Below are 15,715 nucleotides of genomic sequence, written 5' to 3'. Positions count from 1 at the left end.
AGCGTATATTAGAATTTCGGGCAGAGGATCGCCGGCTTGATTTCCGGTTCTTTGTAAATCTTGAAGATGTAGAAGGCTGCAATTTCAAATGCGCCCTGAAAGTCTGTCGCAGTACGGTATGCAGACACGTTCAGGTCAAATGCAGCAGCGACCCGCAGGTCTTTGTAGTCCAGCCCGGCGAGGATTTTCGCAGCATCACCGACCCGGTAGCCTAAGCCCATGTGGACTTTGATCTGGTCCTCCGGCTTAAGGTCATACCCTGCCCAGGCCTGCAGATTCACTTCATGCTGCCCGCGCATCGTTTGCCACATTACGGTAGGGGCTGCGGACCATTTATTATTCAAAGCCCATTCATACCGGGCGTGAGTGGTAATCAGCATAGGCTGGCGGTCGCTGCTTTCGGTACTGTTGTTGCCAGGAGTGGGATTAGGGAAAGGTCCCGTGCCACCGCCGCCGGCAGCACCGAAGGTATAATTTGGCACATTGAGGTGCCCAAAGGCGACCCCTGCTTCGAAGTTATCAAAATCATCAATCTTCTGCTTGAACAGCAAGCCTGCGCGGATATCGAGGTAAGAATTGGATATGTCGTTATCGCTGGCATTCATATTACCACCTCCACCGCTACTGCCAGTGCCGCCCGAGCCGATTGCAGGATCCTGCGCCTCCATGGTGGAACCGTACTCTGCAAAAGTACCATTGGCTGCATCCCAACTAGACCCTAAAAAAATATCACTGGACCGCAAGCTCCGCGTAATGCTCCCAATCTGCACGCCCAGCGTCAGCACAGACTCTCCTTTCTTATCCAGTCCCAGGTGATATGCACCAGACAAACCATTGGAGCGGGTCGTGAAGCGGATTGAGCCGGAACGGTCCTGCAAAATATAGGCGCCTACGCCCACCCAGTCCTGATCACGGAACCCCCGAATGATGGGAGCGTCAACATAACCACCAGGCGTGTTGTACCCCCGGTCGCCGACAGCCCACCACTGCCCGCGGTAGATGCCACCCACACGCACTGTGCCCAGAAAGGCACCGGTATTCGCCGGGTTGAGCGACAACGGAGACATATTAAATAAGGTATAGTGTAGGTCTTGTGCTTGCAAACTTCCGAGAACGGCAAAGAATAGTAAGAAGTGTAGAGTTCTGACTAGCTTCATAGAGTATTAGTGTTTTTAGAACGTCGCACCATCGGGTGTACCTTCAGCATCTGGGAATACGGAGCCCGTTTTTTGGTCAATTTTGAGGCCCTGTGCCCGCCTGTGCTGCCTGATGAGCAGTACAAACTTGCACTCAAAGACCGAAAGATAATTGATTTCTGGAACAAATTGATAAAATCCCCGGCAAGATAGGTGTTAAGTAGCGTTACTTAGCTCCTGGCCCGCATGGATTTGACCGGATGCCAGACATTAGGCCATTTTTTCCAAACCTGCCTGTACCGCCTGTAGCGGAAGGTCTTCCATACAGCGGAAGTGCCCTTTGGGGCAGCGCTGATAGCCGATTTTGGAGCAGGGGCGGCACTTTAGGCCTTCCACCTGTACGGTGGTGTTGCGCCCCTCCCCTTCCGGGAAAAACGGGTACATCCCAAATTCGGGGATGGTGTTGCCCCAAATCGAAACAATGGGCTTGCGAAAAGCCGCAGCAATGTGCATCAGGCCGGTGTCGTGGGTAATGACCCGGCTGGCTTGCCGGACCACCGAGGCGGATTGGTTAAGGTTAAATTTGCCGCAAGTGTTGAGCACGTGCCCGCCACCGGCATCCGCTATGGCCTGCCCCTCCTCAGCCTCAGCCGGGCCGCCGAGCAAAACGACCGGCCCGGTGAGCATTTGACAAAGCTCAATGAGCCGATGAGTGGGCAGCCGCTTGGTGTTATGGGCAGCGCCAATGACAAGAGCGGTGTAAGCCGGGGCATCAGCTACCGGCCCCAGGACGTTGGTGGAAAGCAGTGCGCCCATTGCCACTTCGTCTTCCTCCGGTATGAAATAATCCAAGCCCTGACCATCGTAGGCCGCCCCCAGAGGCGCCGCTGTAGCCATGTAACGGTGTACGATATGCGTGTCCGGAAGGCGGTCGACCTTCAGGTTGACAATCAGCCACTTTTCCAGATTGATTTTATCGAATGTGTAGGCTTTGGCCCGGAGTGCCCATTTGACCTGCCGGCTGCGAAGGTTGTTGTGAAGGTCGAGGACATAGTCGTAGTTTTCGGCCTGTAGTTCTGCTTTGACCTCGCTCACCTTTTTATCAATGGTGTAAACCTTGTCCACATACGGGTTGTGCGCCAGTATACCCCGGAAGGAACGCTTGGTCAGGTAATGCACCTCGGCATTCAGCTGCTGCTTCACCGCCCGTATCACCGGCGTGGTCAGCACAATATCCCCAATGGAAGAAAAACGGACGATCAGTACTTTCATCGGGACAAAGTTAGGTTTTCCGTTTCGATCAGGGAAACCTGTTCCATTTGCCCGGCCTCAAACAGGGAGTCAAACACGGCGACCTCCATGCTGTGGGGCACCGGTTTGTAGTTGCGGTAGTCGGCAACACGCAGCCCTTCCACCATGCGGATATTGTAGGCTTCCCGGAAACGGGCACCCCCTCCATTCACCTGATAGTTGTAGGCGAGGTAGTCCATTGTATGCCGGTCGCGGTGAAACCAATAAATGTACTCATCCTGATAATCTTCGCCTCCCCCTTCGGCCCGGAAAGTGACTCTGATTTTGTGGTAAGGCTCGTTCTTGAGGGTTGCCGTGCCCAGGTATTCAGTTTGCACGGCCGGGTCGTTCAGCGCATAGGGCAACAGCGCGAAGTAAAGCACAGAGTTGACCGAGCCCGCGTAAGCAGCGCTGTCTTTGGCAGAAAGCGGCACCCGTTCGCCGTTGATTTCCCGGTATAGCCCATCGTTGGTGAGCACATCCCGGTAGGCGGTGCCGGTGGTATCGGCCCACTGCCGTTCGTACTGAAAGCGACCGCCGGAGCGCTGACTGACGTAATGCCGCCCCCGGAAATCAAAGGTGATGGTGCTGCTGTCCACCCTACTGCTGCCGTGAGCGGTGCGGGCTTGGTTGATGAGGGTGGTGGGGTTGGGAGCATCATTGGCATCAGGCTGATTGGGCGTGGGGCTACAGCCTGCTATTCCCAAAAACAAAAAAAAGTATAGCCAGATTAGTCGCATAGTAAAGGGCTTGGGTTCAGGGAAAAGAACACCGTGAAACCGTGGAAGTATTATTGCCCTTCGATAATTTTTTGAGATGGGTAGGAGTTTTCGATTTACCGTAGCTGTTTCATCTCCTCAATAGCCTTGAGATCCTCTTCCAATTGTTCCTCACCGTACTTGATATACACCCCTCTTCTAGCCAGCTCGCGCTGAAAACTTATTTGATCCAGCCCGGCAAAATTTCGGGCTTGTCCCATACTTAGCCTTTCAAGGTCGTACAAATGCACAGCCAGTTCAATACGGAAGTCTTGCTCAGTATATGCAGCGGCTCTAAGCAATTCATCTGAAATTACGATGCTCATAAGCTAATATTTTACTAATATGAAAACAGTACCCTTTACCGTTTGGTTCCCAGCTTCGTAGCGCTGCTCACCATCTTCTTATGCCCCTGTCAGGTCGCGACTCCAAAGTCGCCGCCTGACTTAAAACACGTCACTACCGCTGACCAGGCACCCATCACCGGCAAAACCCAAACAGCCATAGCGGTATGCGGCTATCCTCTCCGGTTTCAATGCCATCGAGCGCCAGGTAAGCATTTGGGACCTCCCGGATCTGCGACTTCTTTTTTCCAGCGCCGCCCACTTCCAGGGTCACCGTATCGTCTATGAGGAAATCCCCGCGCTTAGGCAAAGACAAATGATGCCTGCCCTGAAGCTGGGTAAAGAGAAAAGTTTCGCGCAAGCTACCCTGATCCACCTGCGGTGCAATAGCGTAGGCTATGTTCGTATTTTGCAGGAATATTTTTTCCGGCTTCTGCAGGGTACTGATGCTGTGTCCGGCAGGATAAAGCGTATTAATAAGGCGGGCTCTTTGCAAATGATGCAGGTATTGCACCAGCGTATTACGGTGCACGCCTATTTTATCGCTCAACTTAGAAACGTTGGGCTTGAATGGCACATTGGATGCCAAAATGTAAAACAACTGATAAATCTTCCGGGCATTCCGGGGGTCGTAGCCGGGTATGAAATCAAGGTCGCTTTCGATGACAAGCCTAACAGACTGCTCCAGCCTTTCCTTATAAAAGGCCTCCCCTTCCAGAAAGAATGGATAATAACCATACTCCAGATATCCCCCAAAATATTCAAAGGGTGGTGTGCGCTTTACGATCTCAGCAGCCAGCTCACGGTGATGCTGCAACAAATCCTTCAGGTCAATAATCCCGTACTTTTCGCCTGCCTTTAGCTGCAAATACTCGCGAAAGGACAAGCCATGCAACTCATAAAGCAGAGCGCGGCGGCTGAGGTCCACCTCCTGTTTCAACAATTCCACGATAGAGGAACCGGTAAATACGATACGCAGCTCCGGATAAGTATCGTACAGGTTCTTAATTTCCCGCGCCCATGAGGGGTATTTGTGTACCTCATCCAGGTACAATACCCGCCCGCCTGTCTTAAAAAAGGCATCCGCCAGGTCGGTCAGCCGGTTGTCTGTGAAGTAAATATCATCCAGGGTAGCATAAAGGGCCGTTCGGTCCATACCGTGCGCCATCTTCATACGCTGCAAAAGCAGGGTGGTCTTCCCCACACCTCTTGCACCAAGCAGTGAAATCAAACGCCAATCCCATTTGATTTCGCGAAGCAAGTCCCGCTGAAAGTCCAGCTGTACACTACCCAGTAATCGATCTGATTTTTCTCTAAGTCTGTCCATTTTGCTGTTTTAATACAGCAAAAATACACAAAAGTGCTGTTTCATTTCAGCACTTTTGCGCATTTTAACGACTCAACAGCCCCTCCAAGCCCTATTCTGACTCCAGCTCCTGCGACCACAGCTCCTCGCCGGCCGTATTATACACAGTGATCGTCAGCTTGCGCTCCTTGCGGGGGCCTTCGAAGCGCAGGATGCCAAAGTTGCGCTCGGTCACCAGGGTGCCTTCCACGCGGAGTTTGTTTTCCTCTTCCACATTGCGGGCTGCTCCGGAGGTCAGGGGAGAGACCGTGATATCCGCCACTCGGTAGCCGGCGCTGTTGCGGTATTGGCTCATTTCCGTATGATGACGGTCGCCGGTCAGGAAGACCACGTTACGGATGCCTTCTTCTGCAATGCGGCGCAGCAGGTAGGCGCGTTCTTCAGCATGATGATGGCTGTAGTTCTCGTGCACGGCAGCGGTATTCAGCACCTGCCCGCCAATGCAAACCAGCTTGAAGGGCGCACGGCTTTTCGCCAGAGCGTCGATCAGCCATTCCAGTTGCTCCTCCCCCATGATGGTGGCCTTGCCGGACTTACGGTAATTCGGGCTTCGGAAGTAGCGGTCGTCCAGCAGAAAGAAGTCCATATCGTGGTACTGAAAGTAGGAGGTGATACCGCCGTCCGTGTCCGGCAGCCCGTAGGAAGGATTGCCCCAAAATAGCTTGAAGGCCTCCAGGGTTTTGTCTTTGTGGATAAAGCTGCGGTCAGAATCATTAGGCCCAAAGTCGTGGTCATCCCAAATGGCATAATGATGCGTAGACGCCAGCAGGGGCTGCAGCTCAGGCAGGCTGCGGGTATGGGTATGCCGGTGGAAAATGCCGGTCATGGTGTACCAGTCTGCTTCCCGCAGATAGGTGTTGTCGCCCAGCCACACCATGGCATCCGGGCGCTTCTCGTGGATGGCCTCGAAAATCTCATAGTCGCCTCCGTAGCCATTGCCTGGCCGGTCGTAGCGTGGTTCATTGACGTAAAAGCAGCTGCCTATAGCCACATCAAAGGCAGGCGGGTCAGTGCGGTACTGCCACAGTGGTTGGGCAGAAAAGGTGAGCGGGTAAGGGCGGCGCACCGTCTTGCCATTGATTTTTAGCTCGTACTCGTAGTCTATCCCCGGCTCTACCTCATCAGCAATGAGGCGGGCGGTGAAGGCTTCGGCAGCGTTGGTTTGATAAGTAGCGGTATTGTGCCGGTCTTTGGCATCTTCCGCAGGCCAGTAGTCAAATTGCACCTCTGCCGCTTCGGTGGTCTGTACCCAAAGCAGGACTTCCTTCATTTCATTATAGCCCAGCATGGGGCCGGATTGAAGCAGCTCCGCCTGCGCAAGGGCGGTCAGGGCGGTGCTCAGCAGCAGGAAAATGGCAAGGAGTGTATTCTTCATTTTTCTTTTTGCGCAAAAATAGCAGATTGCAGGTAAATGGGGTGTTAATTCCTGCAAGAAGGAAGCCATGCCGCTCGTGGTTACCTAGGTTTTGACTATATTTATAGCCCTGTATTTCAACATCAACAAATAGGCACAATGAAAAGTATAGACCCTGGCTTGCCACAAACCGCGCAATTCCGTTTTATTTCCAATTCCTGCACTTTACTCCTTCTCGTGGGGCTTATGAGCCTGCCCGCCGTTGGCACTGCCCAATCCTCCGGCCTGGTTTGGCTGGACGGTGATGCCCTGAGTTACACTCCCTTTACGATGGAGGGGCAAACCGATGCGGTGAATATTATCCCGGACTTTTCTCATGCCGGCTACAAGGGGGGTGGTGTGGCCCTGCCTGAGGTCCCGGTGGTCATTACCCTGTCGCCCTCGGGCGAAGACGATGATACACAAGCTATTCAGGGCGCCATTGATGAGGTGGAGGCCATGGAGCCGGACAGTAATGGTTTTCGGGGTGCGGTCCTCCTGCTGTCGGGCTGCTATGAGGTAGATCAATTGTTTATTGAGGAGAGCGGCGTCGTGCTCCGTGGAGAGGGGCAAGGCCTGGACGGCACCGTTTTGCACGCCAATTTGCCCGTACAGCACGATTTCATCACCATCCGGGGCACGGGCAGCGGCTTTGACCGGATTAGTGCCACCCGTCAGGACATTACCACTCCGTATGTACCCCTGGGGGCTTACCATTTTGAAGTCGAGGATGCCTCGGCTTATGCTGTGGGCGACACCATTGCCCTAAGGCGAACGCCCAACCCATTCTGGATCGAAGACATCGGTATGGAAGAAATTGGCTGGACGACCTCCTCCTACTCGATTTTCCACGAGCGGGTCATCACCGGGATTACCGGAAATACCCTTACCATTAATATCCCTATCGTTGATGTGATTGAAGAACAGTACGGGGGCGGAGAAATCTACAAAGCCTCCGTGCCGGGGCGCATCAGGCAGTGTGGAGTGGAAAACCTGAGAATACGGTCTTACTATGCGCCCGACAACCCCTACGATGAGGACCATGCCTGGATTGGGGTAAAGCTCGAGCGGGTAACCGATTCCTGGGTCAAAAATGTTACCGGGCAGTTTTTGGGCTACGGTACCGTCTCAATAACCAGCGAATCCAACTTCAATACCATTCAGGATTGTGCCTGTATAGACCCCAGGTCGGAAATCAGCGGTGGGCGGCGGTACGCTTTCAACATCGGCGACGGGCTGGGAAATCTGTTCCAGCGCAACTACACCATGCAGGGGCGGCATGATTTTGTGACCGGCTCCCGGGTGACTGGCCCTAACGTATTCCTGGACAACTACAGCACCGAGACCTATAGCGATATTGGGCCGCACCACCGCTGGGCTACCGGGCTGCTGTTTGATAATGTCCGGGGCGGTGCCATACGCGTGCAAAACCGGGGCACCTCCGGCACTGGCCATGGCTGGGCGGGGAATACCACGATGTTCTGGAATGTCCTTTCCTACACCGAAGAAGTGAAGGTGGAAAGCCCGCCCGGTGGCAAAAACTGGGGTATAGGCTGCCGGGGCCTCGAACAAAGCGGGGATGGGTACTGGGAACATTGGAACAACCCGGTGCTGCCCAGAAGCCTGTACCTGCAACAACTCGAAGACCGGCTGGGAACAGAGGCTGTGGAAAACATTACCACCCCCGCGCAACGCAACGGCGACCTCTATGCCATGCTCGAAAACTGGGCCGGTGGCGGTGGGTTCGAACAGCCGGACTACGATGCAGCCCTCTACATCAGCGAGGATGCCTACGTTCGGGGAGATCAGCATTCCGATACGAATTTTGGGGCGGAAGACTACCTCGTCATCAAAAACAACGGAGAGGGGCACAGGAATGACCGGCGCACCTTCCTCAAGTTCGACCTGAGCAGCCTGACCGCGCCCATCTACGACGTAAGGCTGCGGCTCAATGTAGCGAATGATGCGCCGGGGCCCACCCTGGATGCCCTGCATTATGTACCCGACGACAGCTGGACCGAAGGGACGATTACCTACAATAACCAACCGGCAGCAGGGGCCTTCATCGATACCATGCCGGTCCCACCCCACGGTGCCTGGGTCGAATACGACATTACCGACCTGGTGAATACCGAAATCGCCGGCGATGGACTACTCAGCTTACGCCTTACCTCATTCTTTGAAGGGGCGACCCTTCATGCCTATTCCGCAAAGGAAGAAAGCGGCCAAACTGACGAGCCACACCTGGCGTATAACCTTGCGCCCGGCGGGACGCCCGCCATCGACTACTGTGCGGAGACACCTGTGCATACAAAGGATGATTTTGAGGAAGTGCCAAGCCCGCAACACGGTTTCATGCTCTCCCTAACCCGGTCCGGAACCAGCTGCGGGTGTTCTTTGATGCCCCGTCACCGGCTGTCGAGGTACAGGTTTTCCGCCTGACTGGCGAACGGGTCCTAACGGTAGTAAAAGATCAGGGCGTATCTGATTTACACCTTCCTGTGGCGGATTTGCCTAATGGCATTTACCTGTTAAGGGTGGGCCGGGAAACTCAGAAGTTTATTAAACTTTAATCATGAAGGCTGTGGGGAATTTCAAGTCAGGCCGCGACTGTGGCCCCGATAGCTATACGGGGGCGGCCTGACAGGCGGCTTTGAAGGCCCTTTTCAGGCGGCAGTTTCAAAATTGCTGCCTGAATCGAGGGGCGTAATCGCCAGATCAACGCACAGTTACCATAGCTTAGACTATGTTTGGAGTGGGTTCGTCATAAAAAACAAGGAGTTGTGGTTCTGGCTAAATCTTTTTTTGCGCGTTTGGCGGGTGTTTACATCCAGACATTTATCGTCAGGGCCAAACAAGCTAAAAAAGATGACACCAGAGCCTGCCCCGCATTTCTGTGGGGTTCATAAGTCCTTGGTTTGCAATAGGATCAAGCTCCAAACATAGTCTTAGCCCGCAAAGCTCATTGGGTTTTTAACTTTTGCCCCTTCATTCACTCTCGTCTCATCATCAATTTTAATGGTGTACTCCTGTTTTTTGACGACTAAACGCCACCATTCCAAAGCTGATATGAGCCCCCCACTATGTTTTTCTAAACGATAGGCTAATTCGATATTAGGTTCCTCGTGGCCATTGATTATTCTGCTTAATCTTGTATAATGAATGGCTAAATCTTCTGCTAATCTTTTCTTTGTCAACTTCAAAATCCGTGCATACTCTTCCAGATGCTTACCAAATGATTTTTGCTCAGAGAAGGGAGCGTCTCGAATATAATCCTCCATCAGGATTTTCAGCCGCATGAGATCAGAGAATATTCGGTCTGTTTCAGTTTGTTCCTGCATCATTTTCAACCGGAACATTTTCAGCTGCTCGTTGGCTTCCTTCCTTTCCGCCTCTGTCAAATCCTCCGGAATCAACATCGAACCCGCAATCTCTTCAACGGAATATTGCTTGCTGAGTTCTTTGAATAATCGCTCATACTTCTTCATCTTCCAAGAATTTTCCTACCAATACTTTTGAATTGTTTCCAAAGATTGCAAGCTGCCTGCCCACCTGTACAAACCCATAATTTTTCTGATAATAATCAATCAGGTAAGTTTTAGGAAGCAATGAAACAAAACCTCCATACCCCTTACGGAAAGAGGCTCTACAGACGAATGCGAGCAGGCAACCTGGAATATTTTTTATCCCTTTACCTCTATGCTTTTTGGAGGCCTCGAGCAGATTAATGTGCAATCTGAATTCTTCCCGGATATCAGCAACCGAAACCAGCCCTAAAATTTCCTTTTTCCCTTTGATCATCAATTTGTAAACCAGAGCACCTTGTTCCTCATTCCATGCAAAAGTGAAGTTACTATTGCCTTTAAGCTTTTCTACCTCTGCCTCACTAAGTTTTTCGATCAGGCCCTTGTAGCGTTCATTAGTCTCTTCATTCACTAAAACCATTACCAGAAACCATTGGTTTTACTAAAAATACAAAAAACATTTATTTTTTTTGTAAAAACCTTCAAAATAAAACAACCGCGAAGTATCCATGCCTAATTCTGTTTCCCTCAGCTCGCCCCTCACCTTCCCCTGCGGCAAAACCATGAAAAACCGGTTTATGCTGGCCCCCATGACCAACAAGCAAAGCCACGAAGACGGTACACTATCCGATGACGAGTACCACTGGCTGACGATGCGGGCCAAAGGGCAGTTTGGGCTGGTCATGACCTGTGCTTCCAACGTACAGTTCAATGGCAAATGCTGGTCCGGGCAATTGGGCATTTACGATGATAAGCACCTGGAAGGGCACCAACGGCTGGCTACAGGCATACAGGCGCACGGCAGCCTGGCCGTCGTCCAACTCCACCATGGTGGGATGCGCTGCCCGGCAGAGCTCATTGGAGCGGAACCAGTCGCGCCCTCTGACAGCCCGGAGGAAGGCGCCCGGAGGCTGAGCCTGCACGAAGTCAAACAGCTCCGCAACGATTTCATCGCAGCTGCCCGCCGCGCGCAACAGGCCGGGTACGATGGTGTGGAAGTCCACGGCGCCCATGGCTACATCCTCACCCAATTCCTGAGCCCGGAACACAACCGACGACAGGACCGCTACGGTGGCGACTTAGACAACCGCGCCCGACTGCTCTTTGAGATTGTCCGGGGCATAAGGGCAGCCTGCGGAAAAGGCTTCCTGCTGGGCGTCCGACTTTCGCCCGAGCGCTTTGGTATGGAGCCCGCTGAGATCAAAACACTCAGTCAGCAACTGATCGATAGCGGCGCTATTGACTTTCTGGACCTTTCGCTCTGGGACGTCTTCAAGCCCAGCGGTTTTTCAGATCAGTCCCTCCTCGCCTACTTCGCCGATCTCGACCGCCAGTCGGTACGCCTCACCGCCGCCGGTAAAATACATGGTGCATCGGAAGCCAGCCAAACCCTGGAGGGCGGTATGGATTTCGTGGCCATCGGCAAGTCAGCCATTCTCCACCACGACTTCCCGGCGCAGGTCCTCCGCAACCCGGATTTCCGACCTGTTTCTACGCCGGTAAGCAAAGCCCACCTCGAGCGGGAAGGGCTGGGGCCGGCGTTTATTGATTATATGGAGCGATGGGAGGGGTTTGTGGAAGGGTAAATGTCTCACTCCTTCACAAACTTCCGCACCACCTGCTCCGACCCTGCCTGCAAACGTACTACATACACTCCACTTGGCCAGTCCGCCACATTGACCTGCCAACTTTGCAGGACCGGGCCCAAATTCAAAGCTTCGGTATGAAGGGTTTGACCGGACAGGTTCTCGATTTGAAGCTTGCCTTGGGTGGATTGGGGAAACTGAAACTGTAGGTTAAGAGTAGAATTGGATGGGTTTGGAAAAATAACTAAATCATTGAGCAGCGGAAATAGATCGCTATTTGAGACCACTAAATCTGGAGTAACCTGGATTGTCATATACCGGGTTAGAGACTCAGCCATCTCACCATTTAGCCACCCATTCATTTTCACAGCTAGGGCATAAAGCCCTTCCTCGATTGGCTTGTCCCAGTATATACAACAACGGATTTCATTTGTAGCTTCCGGAAAGCTGTAGCCTTCTTCTGTAGCAGGAACGAATTCATAGCTTATTGAATCAAGGCTCCCAAAAGGGAGCTCCGAACCAAGTATTTCATGATAAACCACACCATTTTCATCTTGCTCCAACCAATTGAAACTTAAAAGGCCATGAGGGGCATCATTCATATGCGCTTCTCCCAATTTGGAATAAACCAATTCCGAAAGAATAAACTCCTTTTCCCCGGAGTTTTCAATATTAGCTATTCCAGGAGCCCAGTTACCTATATTATCAACTGTAAGGGTGTAAAATCCGGAGTCAGGATATTCATGATATCCAGTATGATTAGAGACATAATTCCCATCTCCATCATTTCGAAGCAACATTGGGAAAAGTGTGTCTTGAGTACCATCTCCCCAATCAATGATTGGGTCTTCGATGTAAGTGTCTTGGGCTGCAATGTGAACGTTGACGTTTACTGCTTTGTAACCCAAAGAAGCTCGATTGAGTTCACCATCAATTATTTGCTGAGCGCCTAAAATATTGGTTAGAATCAAACAAATACAAGTAGTTGAAATTAATATTTTCATTGTTCTTGCTTTATGATCGCTTTTAATTGTCTTAAGCTCTAAATTCTGGCACATCACTCCACCACAAACCTCCGCACCACTTGCTCCGACCCTGTCTGCAAGCGCAATAAATAAACCCCAGATGGCCAGTCAGCAACATCTATCTGTTCTGTTCTGACTGCAGAGCTGCCTTCCACTTCAAGGCGGCGCATCACTTTACCTTCCAGATTGAGGATTGCAACTTCCACGGACTGTCCAGGCGCTGCAAAATCTATATTGACCATAGAAGCTGCCGGATTAGGGTAGATACTGACTACAGCTGGTAAAGATTGAGCCCCCGGTAAGGAGGATAGAATTAACTCTTCGGTTACCAGCATCGTCATCGCGCGCATCGTAGTGGACAGGAAAAAGGTATCAACCCCTCCATTAATATCTCTCTTTCGCCTTTCCCGGACGACTATCCCAACGGCATAACGGCCAGGAGCGATCGGGTCGTCCCATATCATAGCTGCTCCTACCGGAGGGGCCATGTAAATGCTATCGCTTGATTCAGGTATGCTATAACCTTCAGCAGGAAAAGGAGCCAACTCCCCGTTGTATAAATCTGTAGCGAAAGATTCATCTGATTCCACATCAATATTAAATACTACGTTCCCATTAATGTCATTTATATTTCCTTGTTGAGTGAAAAACCTAGGTGTCGTATTTATTGCAAGCCCACCTGTACTCTGAGGATATAAAGCTACAGTATCATATAACTCCAAATTTCTTATGCCAGACTCTTCAATGTTAACGATATCATCGACTAAGAAGCTGTCTCGAAATCCCATAATATAAACTCCTGTTGTATCATACTTATGCATCCCACGGTATATATCCAAATAATAATTTTGACCTTCATAATAACCCAGTGGTAGACTATTAAATAAGAGAATTGAGTCCAAAGAGCTGCCATCGCCCCAATCGTACATGATTAAAGGCTTGGAGCCCCCCTGACGCCATACCCAGGCTTCAATTGTAGCGTTATCGATCCAAAATTCTTTATACACTTCTGCCCCATATATCCGTTGTGCATACAGTTGCTCTGCCTGAATTGAAGTCAGGAGCACCATTATTGAGAAAATGAAATACTTTAGCATACTCTTTTTATTTTTTACATGGGCAATGACAAAGATTTATTTGCCTATTGCCCATGCAGATGGTGATCAATATCTAGATTTTGATAAATCTCTCCACGAACGCTTCTACCCTTACTTGATATATGCCAGAGGGTAAGTTGCCTATGGATACTTCTGTCTCAAAATGGTTTAAAGCCTTAGTCATTACCAGCTTACCGGCCATATCATATATGTATGCTTCGCGTTGGTGTGACTTTACATCCTTCGGTAAGCTAATCGTCAATAAATCAGTGGCTGGGTTTGGAAAAATAACCAAATCCTTGAGCAGCGGAAATAGATCGCTATTTGAGACCACTAAATCTGGTGTAACCTGGATTGTCATATACCGGGTTAGAGACTCTGCCATTTCACCATTTAGCCAACCATTCATTTTCACAGCTAGGGCATAAAGCCCTTCCTCGATTGGCTTGTCCCAGTATATACAACAACGGATTTCATTTGTAGCTTCCGGAAAGCTGTAGCCTTCTTCTGTAGCAGGAACGAATTCATAGCTTATTGAATCAAGGCTCCCAAAAGGGAGCTCCGAACCAAGTATTTCATGATAAACCACACCATTTTCATCTTGCTCCAACCAATTGAAACTTAAAAGGCCATGAGGGGCATCATTCATATGCGCTTCTCCCAATTTGGAATAAACCAATTCCGAAAGAATAAACTCCTTTTCCCCGGAGTTTTCAATATTAGCTATTCCAGGAGCCCAGTTACCTATATTATCAACTGTAAGGGTGTAAAATCCGGAGTCAGGATATTCATGATATCCAGTATGATTAGAGACATAATTCCCATCTCCATCATTTCGAAGCAACATTGGGAAAAGTGTGTCTTGAGTACCATCTCCCCAATCAATGATTGGGTCTTCGATGTAAGTGTCTTGGGCTGCAATGTGAACGTTGACGTTTACTGCTTTGTAACCCAAAGAAGCTCGATTGAGTTCACCATCAATTATTTGCTGAGCGCCTAAAATATTGGTTAGAATCAAACAAATACAAGTAGTTGAAATTAATATTTTCATTTTTTTGCTTTATGATCGCTTTTAATTGTCTTAAGCTCCAAATTCTGGCGCATCACTCCACCACAAACCTCCGCACCACCTGCTCCGACCCTGTCTGCAAGCGCAATAAATAAACCCCAGATGGCCAGTCAGCAACATCTATCTGTTCTGTTCTGACTGCAGAGCTGCCCTCCACTTCGAGGTGGCGCATCATTTTACCTTCCAGGTTTAGGATAGTAACTTCTACGGGCTGTCCAGGCGCTGCAAAATCTATATTGACCATAGAAGCTGCCGGATTGGGATAGATACTGACCACTGCCGGTAAGAATTCAGTTCCCGGCAAAGAGGATAGAATTAACTCTTCGGTCACCAGCATCGTCATCGCGCGCATGGTGGTGGACATGAAAAAGGTATCCAAAACTCCATTTAACTCCCTCTGCCGCCTTTCCCGGACTACTATCCCTACTGCATAACGGCCAGGAGCGATCGGGTCGTCCCATATCATAGCAGCTCCTATCGGAGGGGCCATGTAAATGCTGTCGCTCGCCTCCGGTACACTATAGCCCTCAGAGGGGAAATCGGCTAACTCACCATTAAAGTATTCTACATGAAAATCTACTGTTTCCAAATTAATTGGAAAGACAACATTACCTTCTGTAACTCTAATATTTCCTTGTTGCGTAAAAAACCTGGGCGTTTGATTTGCAGCCAAGCTGCCCGTTTCCTGTGGGTATAGTGCCACGGTATCTCTTAGCTCAAGTTGTTTATTGCCCGAGTCTTCAATGTTTACAATATCGCTTACCAAAAAACTGTCACGAAAACCCATTATGTAGACCCCTGCAGTATCAAAATCATGACCGCCATAATAGATATCCAGATAATAGTTTTGCCCTTCGAAGAAGCCGAGTGGTAAGCTATTCTCCAAGTGAATAGAGTCCAGTGGGCTGCCATCGCCCCAGTCATACAGAATGAAAGGCTTAGAGCCGCCCTGCCGCCATACCCAGGCTTCAATTTTCACGTTATCGATAAATATTTCTTTATAGACCTCTGCACCGTAGATGCGCTGGGCATCTAGCTGCTCTGTCTGAATTAAAGATAAAAGCCCTACTATCGAGAGAATGAAATATTTTAGCATGCTATTTTAAATTTTGGCTTGGGCAATGGCA

General features: G+C 50.3%; 15 protein-coding genes. 3 read left to right on the top strand and 12 right to left on the bottom strand.

Translation table 11 applies throughout. From position 1 onward, the window contains the following. Positions 1–8 precede the first annotated feature (8 nt). The 6 genes from ACO08I_RS20920 to ACO08I_RS20895 form a co-directional block, all read right to left on the bottom strand. Positions 9–1,157, bottom strand: coding sequence for a PorP/SprF family type IX secretion system membrane protein (locus ACO08I_RS20920; protein WP_421946979.1), 1,149 nt, complete (start codon positions 1,155–1,157; stop codon positions 9–11). A 249-nt stretch (positions 1,158–1,406) separates the two neighbouring features. Next, complete coding sequence (locus tag ACO08I_RS20915) at positions 1,407–2,408, bottom strand: glycosyltransferase family 9 protein (RefSeq protein WP_421946978.1); 1,002 nt, start codon at positions 2,406–2,408, stop codon at positions 1,407–1,409. Continuing rightward, positions 2,405–3,166 carry a DUF6503 family protein gene (locus ACO08I_RS20910; RefSeq protein ID WP_044216488.1) on the bottom strand — a complete coding sequence of 254 codons (762 nt, stop codon included), beginning with the start codon at positions 3,164–3,166 and terminating at the stop codon, positions 2,405–2,407. Before ACO08I_RS20910 ends, ACO08I_RS20915 begins: the two co-directional genes overlap by 4 nt. Before the next feature lie 95 nt (positions 3,167–3,261). Next, complete coding sequence (locus ACO08I_RS20905) at positions 3,262–3,510, bottom strand: UPF0175 family protein (protein WP_282782868.1); 249 nt, start codon at positions 3,508–3,510, stop codon at positions 3,262–3,264. 154 nt (positions 3,511–3,664) lie between these two features. Then, the gene (locus tag ACO08I_RS20900; protein ID WP_421946977.1) at positions 3,665–4,855 is read right to left on the bottom strand and encodes an ATP-binding protein; all 1,191 of its coding nucleotides are present in this window, start codon (positions 4,853–4,855) and stop codon (positions 3,665–3,667) included. A 91-nt stretch (positions 4,856–4,946) separates the two neighbouring features. Then, a complete protein-coding gene (locus tag ACO08I_RS20895; protein ID WP_282782871.1) occupies positions 4,947–6,269 on the bottom strand; it encodes an alkaline phosphatase D family protein in 1,323 nt (440 codons plus the stop codon). A gap of 138 nt (positions 6,270–6,407) precedes the next feature. Here ACO08I_RS20895 and ACO08I_RS20890 point away from each other — a divergent pair, with 138 nt between their 5' ends. Both ACO08I_RS20890 and ACO08I_RS20885 read left to right on the top strand, forming a co-directional pair. Next, on the top strand, positions 6,408–8,729 hold the full coding sequence (locus ACO08I_RS20890) for a DUF7594 domain-containing protein (protein WP_421946976.1): 2,322 nt from the start codon (positions 6,408–6,410) through the stop codon (positions 8,727–8,729). Next, positions 8,678–8,860 (top strand): T9SS type A sorting domain-containing protein, encoded by a 183-nt coding sequence (locus tag ACO08I_RS20885; protein ID WP_421946975.1) that lies wholly within the window; start codon positions 8,678–8,680, stop codon positions 8,858–8,860. The genes ACO08I_RS20890 and ACO08I_RS20885 overlap by 52 nt, the downstream gene beginning before the upstream one ends. A 375-nt stretch (positions 8,861–9,235) precedes the next feature. Here the strand turns inward: ACO08I_RS20885 and ACO08I_RS20880 are convergent, their stop codons facing one another. Both ACO08I_RS20880 and ACO08I_RS20875 read right to left on the bottom strand, forming a co-directional pair. Next, positions 9,236–9,775 carry a helix-turn-helix transcriptional regulator gene (locus tag ACO08I_RS20880; protein ID WP_282782874.1) on the bottom strand — a complete coding sequence of 180 codons (540 nt, stop codon included), beginning with the start codon at positions 9,773–9,775 and terminating at the stop codon, positions 9,236–9,238. Continuing rightward, positions 9,762–10,232 (bottom strand): hypothetical protein, encoded by a 471-nt coding sequence (locus ACO08I_RS20875; protein WP_421946974.1) that lies wholly within the window; start codon positions 10,230–10,232, stop codon positions 9,762–9,764. Before ACO08I_RS20875 ends, ACO08I_RS20880 begins: the two co-directional genes overlap by 14 nt. A gap of 88 nt (positions 10,233–10,320) precedes the next feature. Between ACO08I_RS20875 and ACO08I_RS20870 the strand changes: the two genes are divergently transcribed. Then, positions 10,321–11,397 (top strand): NADH:flavin oxidoreductase, encoded by a 1,077-nt coding sequence (locus ACO08I_RS20870; RefSeq protein ID WP_421946973.1) that lies wholly within the window; start codon positions 10,321–10,323, stop codon positions 11,395–11,397. A 5-nt stretch (positions 11,398–11,402) separates the two neighbouring features. On the opposite strand, the gene ACO08I_RS20865 is transcribed toward ACO08I_RS20870, so the two are convergent. The 4 genes from ACO08I_RS20865 to ACO08I_RS20850 all read right to left on the bottom strand — a co-directional run bounded on the left by ACO08I_RS20865 (position 11,403) and on the right by ACO08I_RS20850 (position 15,684). Continuing rightward, a complete protein-coding gene (locus tag ACO08I_RS20865; RefSeq protein ID WP_421946972.1) occupies positions 11,403–12,401 on the bottom strand; it encodes a T9SS type A sorting domain-containing protein in 999 nt (332 codons plus the stop codon). Between the two features lie 53 nt (positions 12,402–12,454). Continuing rightward, positions 12,455–13,519: a T9SS type A sorting domain-containing protein gene (locus tag ACO08I_RS20860; RefSeq protein WP_421946971.1), complete on the bottom strand. Its 1,065-nt coding sequence runs from the start codon at positions 13,517–13,519 to the stop codon at positions 12,455–12,457. A 73-nt stretch (positions 13,520–13,592) separates the two neighbouring features. Beyond that, complete coding sequence (locus tag ACO08I_RS20855; RefSeq protein WP_421946970.1) at positions 13,593–14,570, bottom strand: T9SS type A sorting domain-containing protein; 978 nt, start codon at positions 14,568–14,570, stop codon at positions 13,593–13,595. Between the two features lie 52 nt (positions 14,571–14,622). Further along, a complete protein-coding gene (locus ACO08I_RS20850; RefSeq protein ID WP_421946969.1) occupies positions 14,623–15,684 on the bottom strand; it encodes a T9SS type A sorting domain-containing protein in 1,062 nt (353 codons plus the stop codon). Between the last annotated feature and the right edge of the window lie 31 nt (positions 15,685–15,715).

This window comes from Phaeodactylibacter xiamenensis (genome assembly GCF_965229835.1).
Lineage (GTDB): Bacteria > Bacteroidota > Bacteroidia > Chitinophagales > Saprospiraceae > Phaeodactylibacter > Phaeodactylibacter xiamenensis.
This window is presented reverse-complemented; position numbering and strand designations above follow the sequence as displayed.

What these genes read in the sequence shown, in the direction of transcription:
- ACO08I_RS20860 (WP_421946971.1), bottom strand. Translation starts at nt 13,519, where the DNA reads ATGCTAAAGTATTTCATTTTCTCAATAATGGTGCTCCTGACTTCAATT.
- ACO08I_RS20880 (WP_282782874.1), bottom strand. Translation starts at nt 9,775, where the DNA reads ATGAAGAAGTATGAGCGATTATTCAAAGAACTCAGCAAGCAATATTCC.
- ACO08I_RS20895 (WP_282782871.1), bottom strand. Translation starts at nt 6,269, where the DNA reads ATGAAGAATACACTCCTTGCCATTTTCCTGCTGCTGAGCACCGCCCTG.
- ACO08I_RS20915 (WP_421946978.1), bottom strand. Translation starts at nt 2,408, where the DNA reads ATGAAAGTACTGATCGTCCGTTTTTCTTCCATTGGGGATATTGTGCTG.
- ACO08I_RS20905 (WP_282782868.1), bottom strand. Translation starts at nt 3,510, where the DNA reads ATGAGCATCGTAATTTCAGATGAATTGCTTAGAGCCGCTGCATATACT.
- ACO08I_RS20855 (WP_421946970.1), bottom strand. Translation starts at nt 14,570, where the DNA reads ATGAAAATATTAATTTCAACTACTTGTATTTGTTTGATTCTAACCAAT.
- ACO08I_RS20875 (WP_421946974.1), bottom strand. Translation starts at nt 10,232, where the DNA reads ATGGTTTTAGTGAATGAAGAGACTAATGAACGCTACAAGGGCCTGATC.
- ACO08I_RS20870 (WP_421946973.1), top strand. Translation starts at nt 10,321, where the DNA reads ATGCCTAATTCTGTTTCCCTCAGCTCGCCCCTCACCTTCCCCTGCGGC.
- ACO08I_RS20890 (WP_421946976.1), top strand. Translation starts at nt 6,408, where the DNA reads ATGAAAAGTATAGACCCTGGCTTGCCACAAACCGCGCAATTCCGTTTT.
- ACO08I_RS20920 (WP_421946979.1), bottom strand. Translation starts at nt 1,157, where the DNA reads ATGAAGCTAGTCAGAACTCTACACTTCTTACTATTCTTTGCCGTTCTC.
- ACO08I_RS20865 (WP_421946972.1), bottom strand. Translation starts at nt 12,401, where the DNA reads ATGAAAATATTAATTTCAACTACTTGTATTTGTTTGATTCTAACCAAT.
- ACO08I_RS20900 (WP_421946977.1), bottom strand. Translation starts at nt 4,855, where the DNA reads ATGGACAGACTTAGAGAAAAATCAGATCGATTACTGGGTAGTGTACAG.
- ACO08I_RS20850 (WP_421946969.1), bottom strand. Translation starts at nt 15,684, where the DNA reads ATGCTAAAATATTTCATTCTCTCGATAGTAGGGCTTTTATCTTTAATT.
- ACO08I_RS20910 (WP_044216488.1), bottom strand. Translation starts at nt 3,166, where the DNA reads ATGCGACTAATCTGGCTATACTTTTTTTTGTTTTTGGGAATAGCAGGC.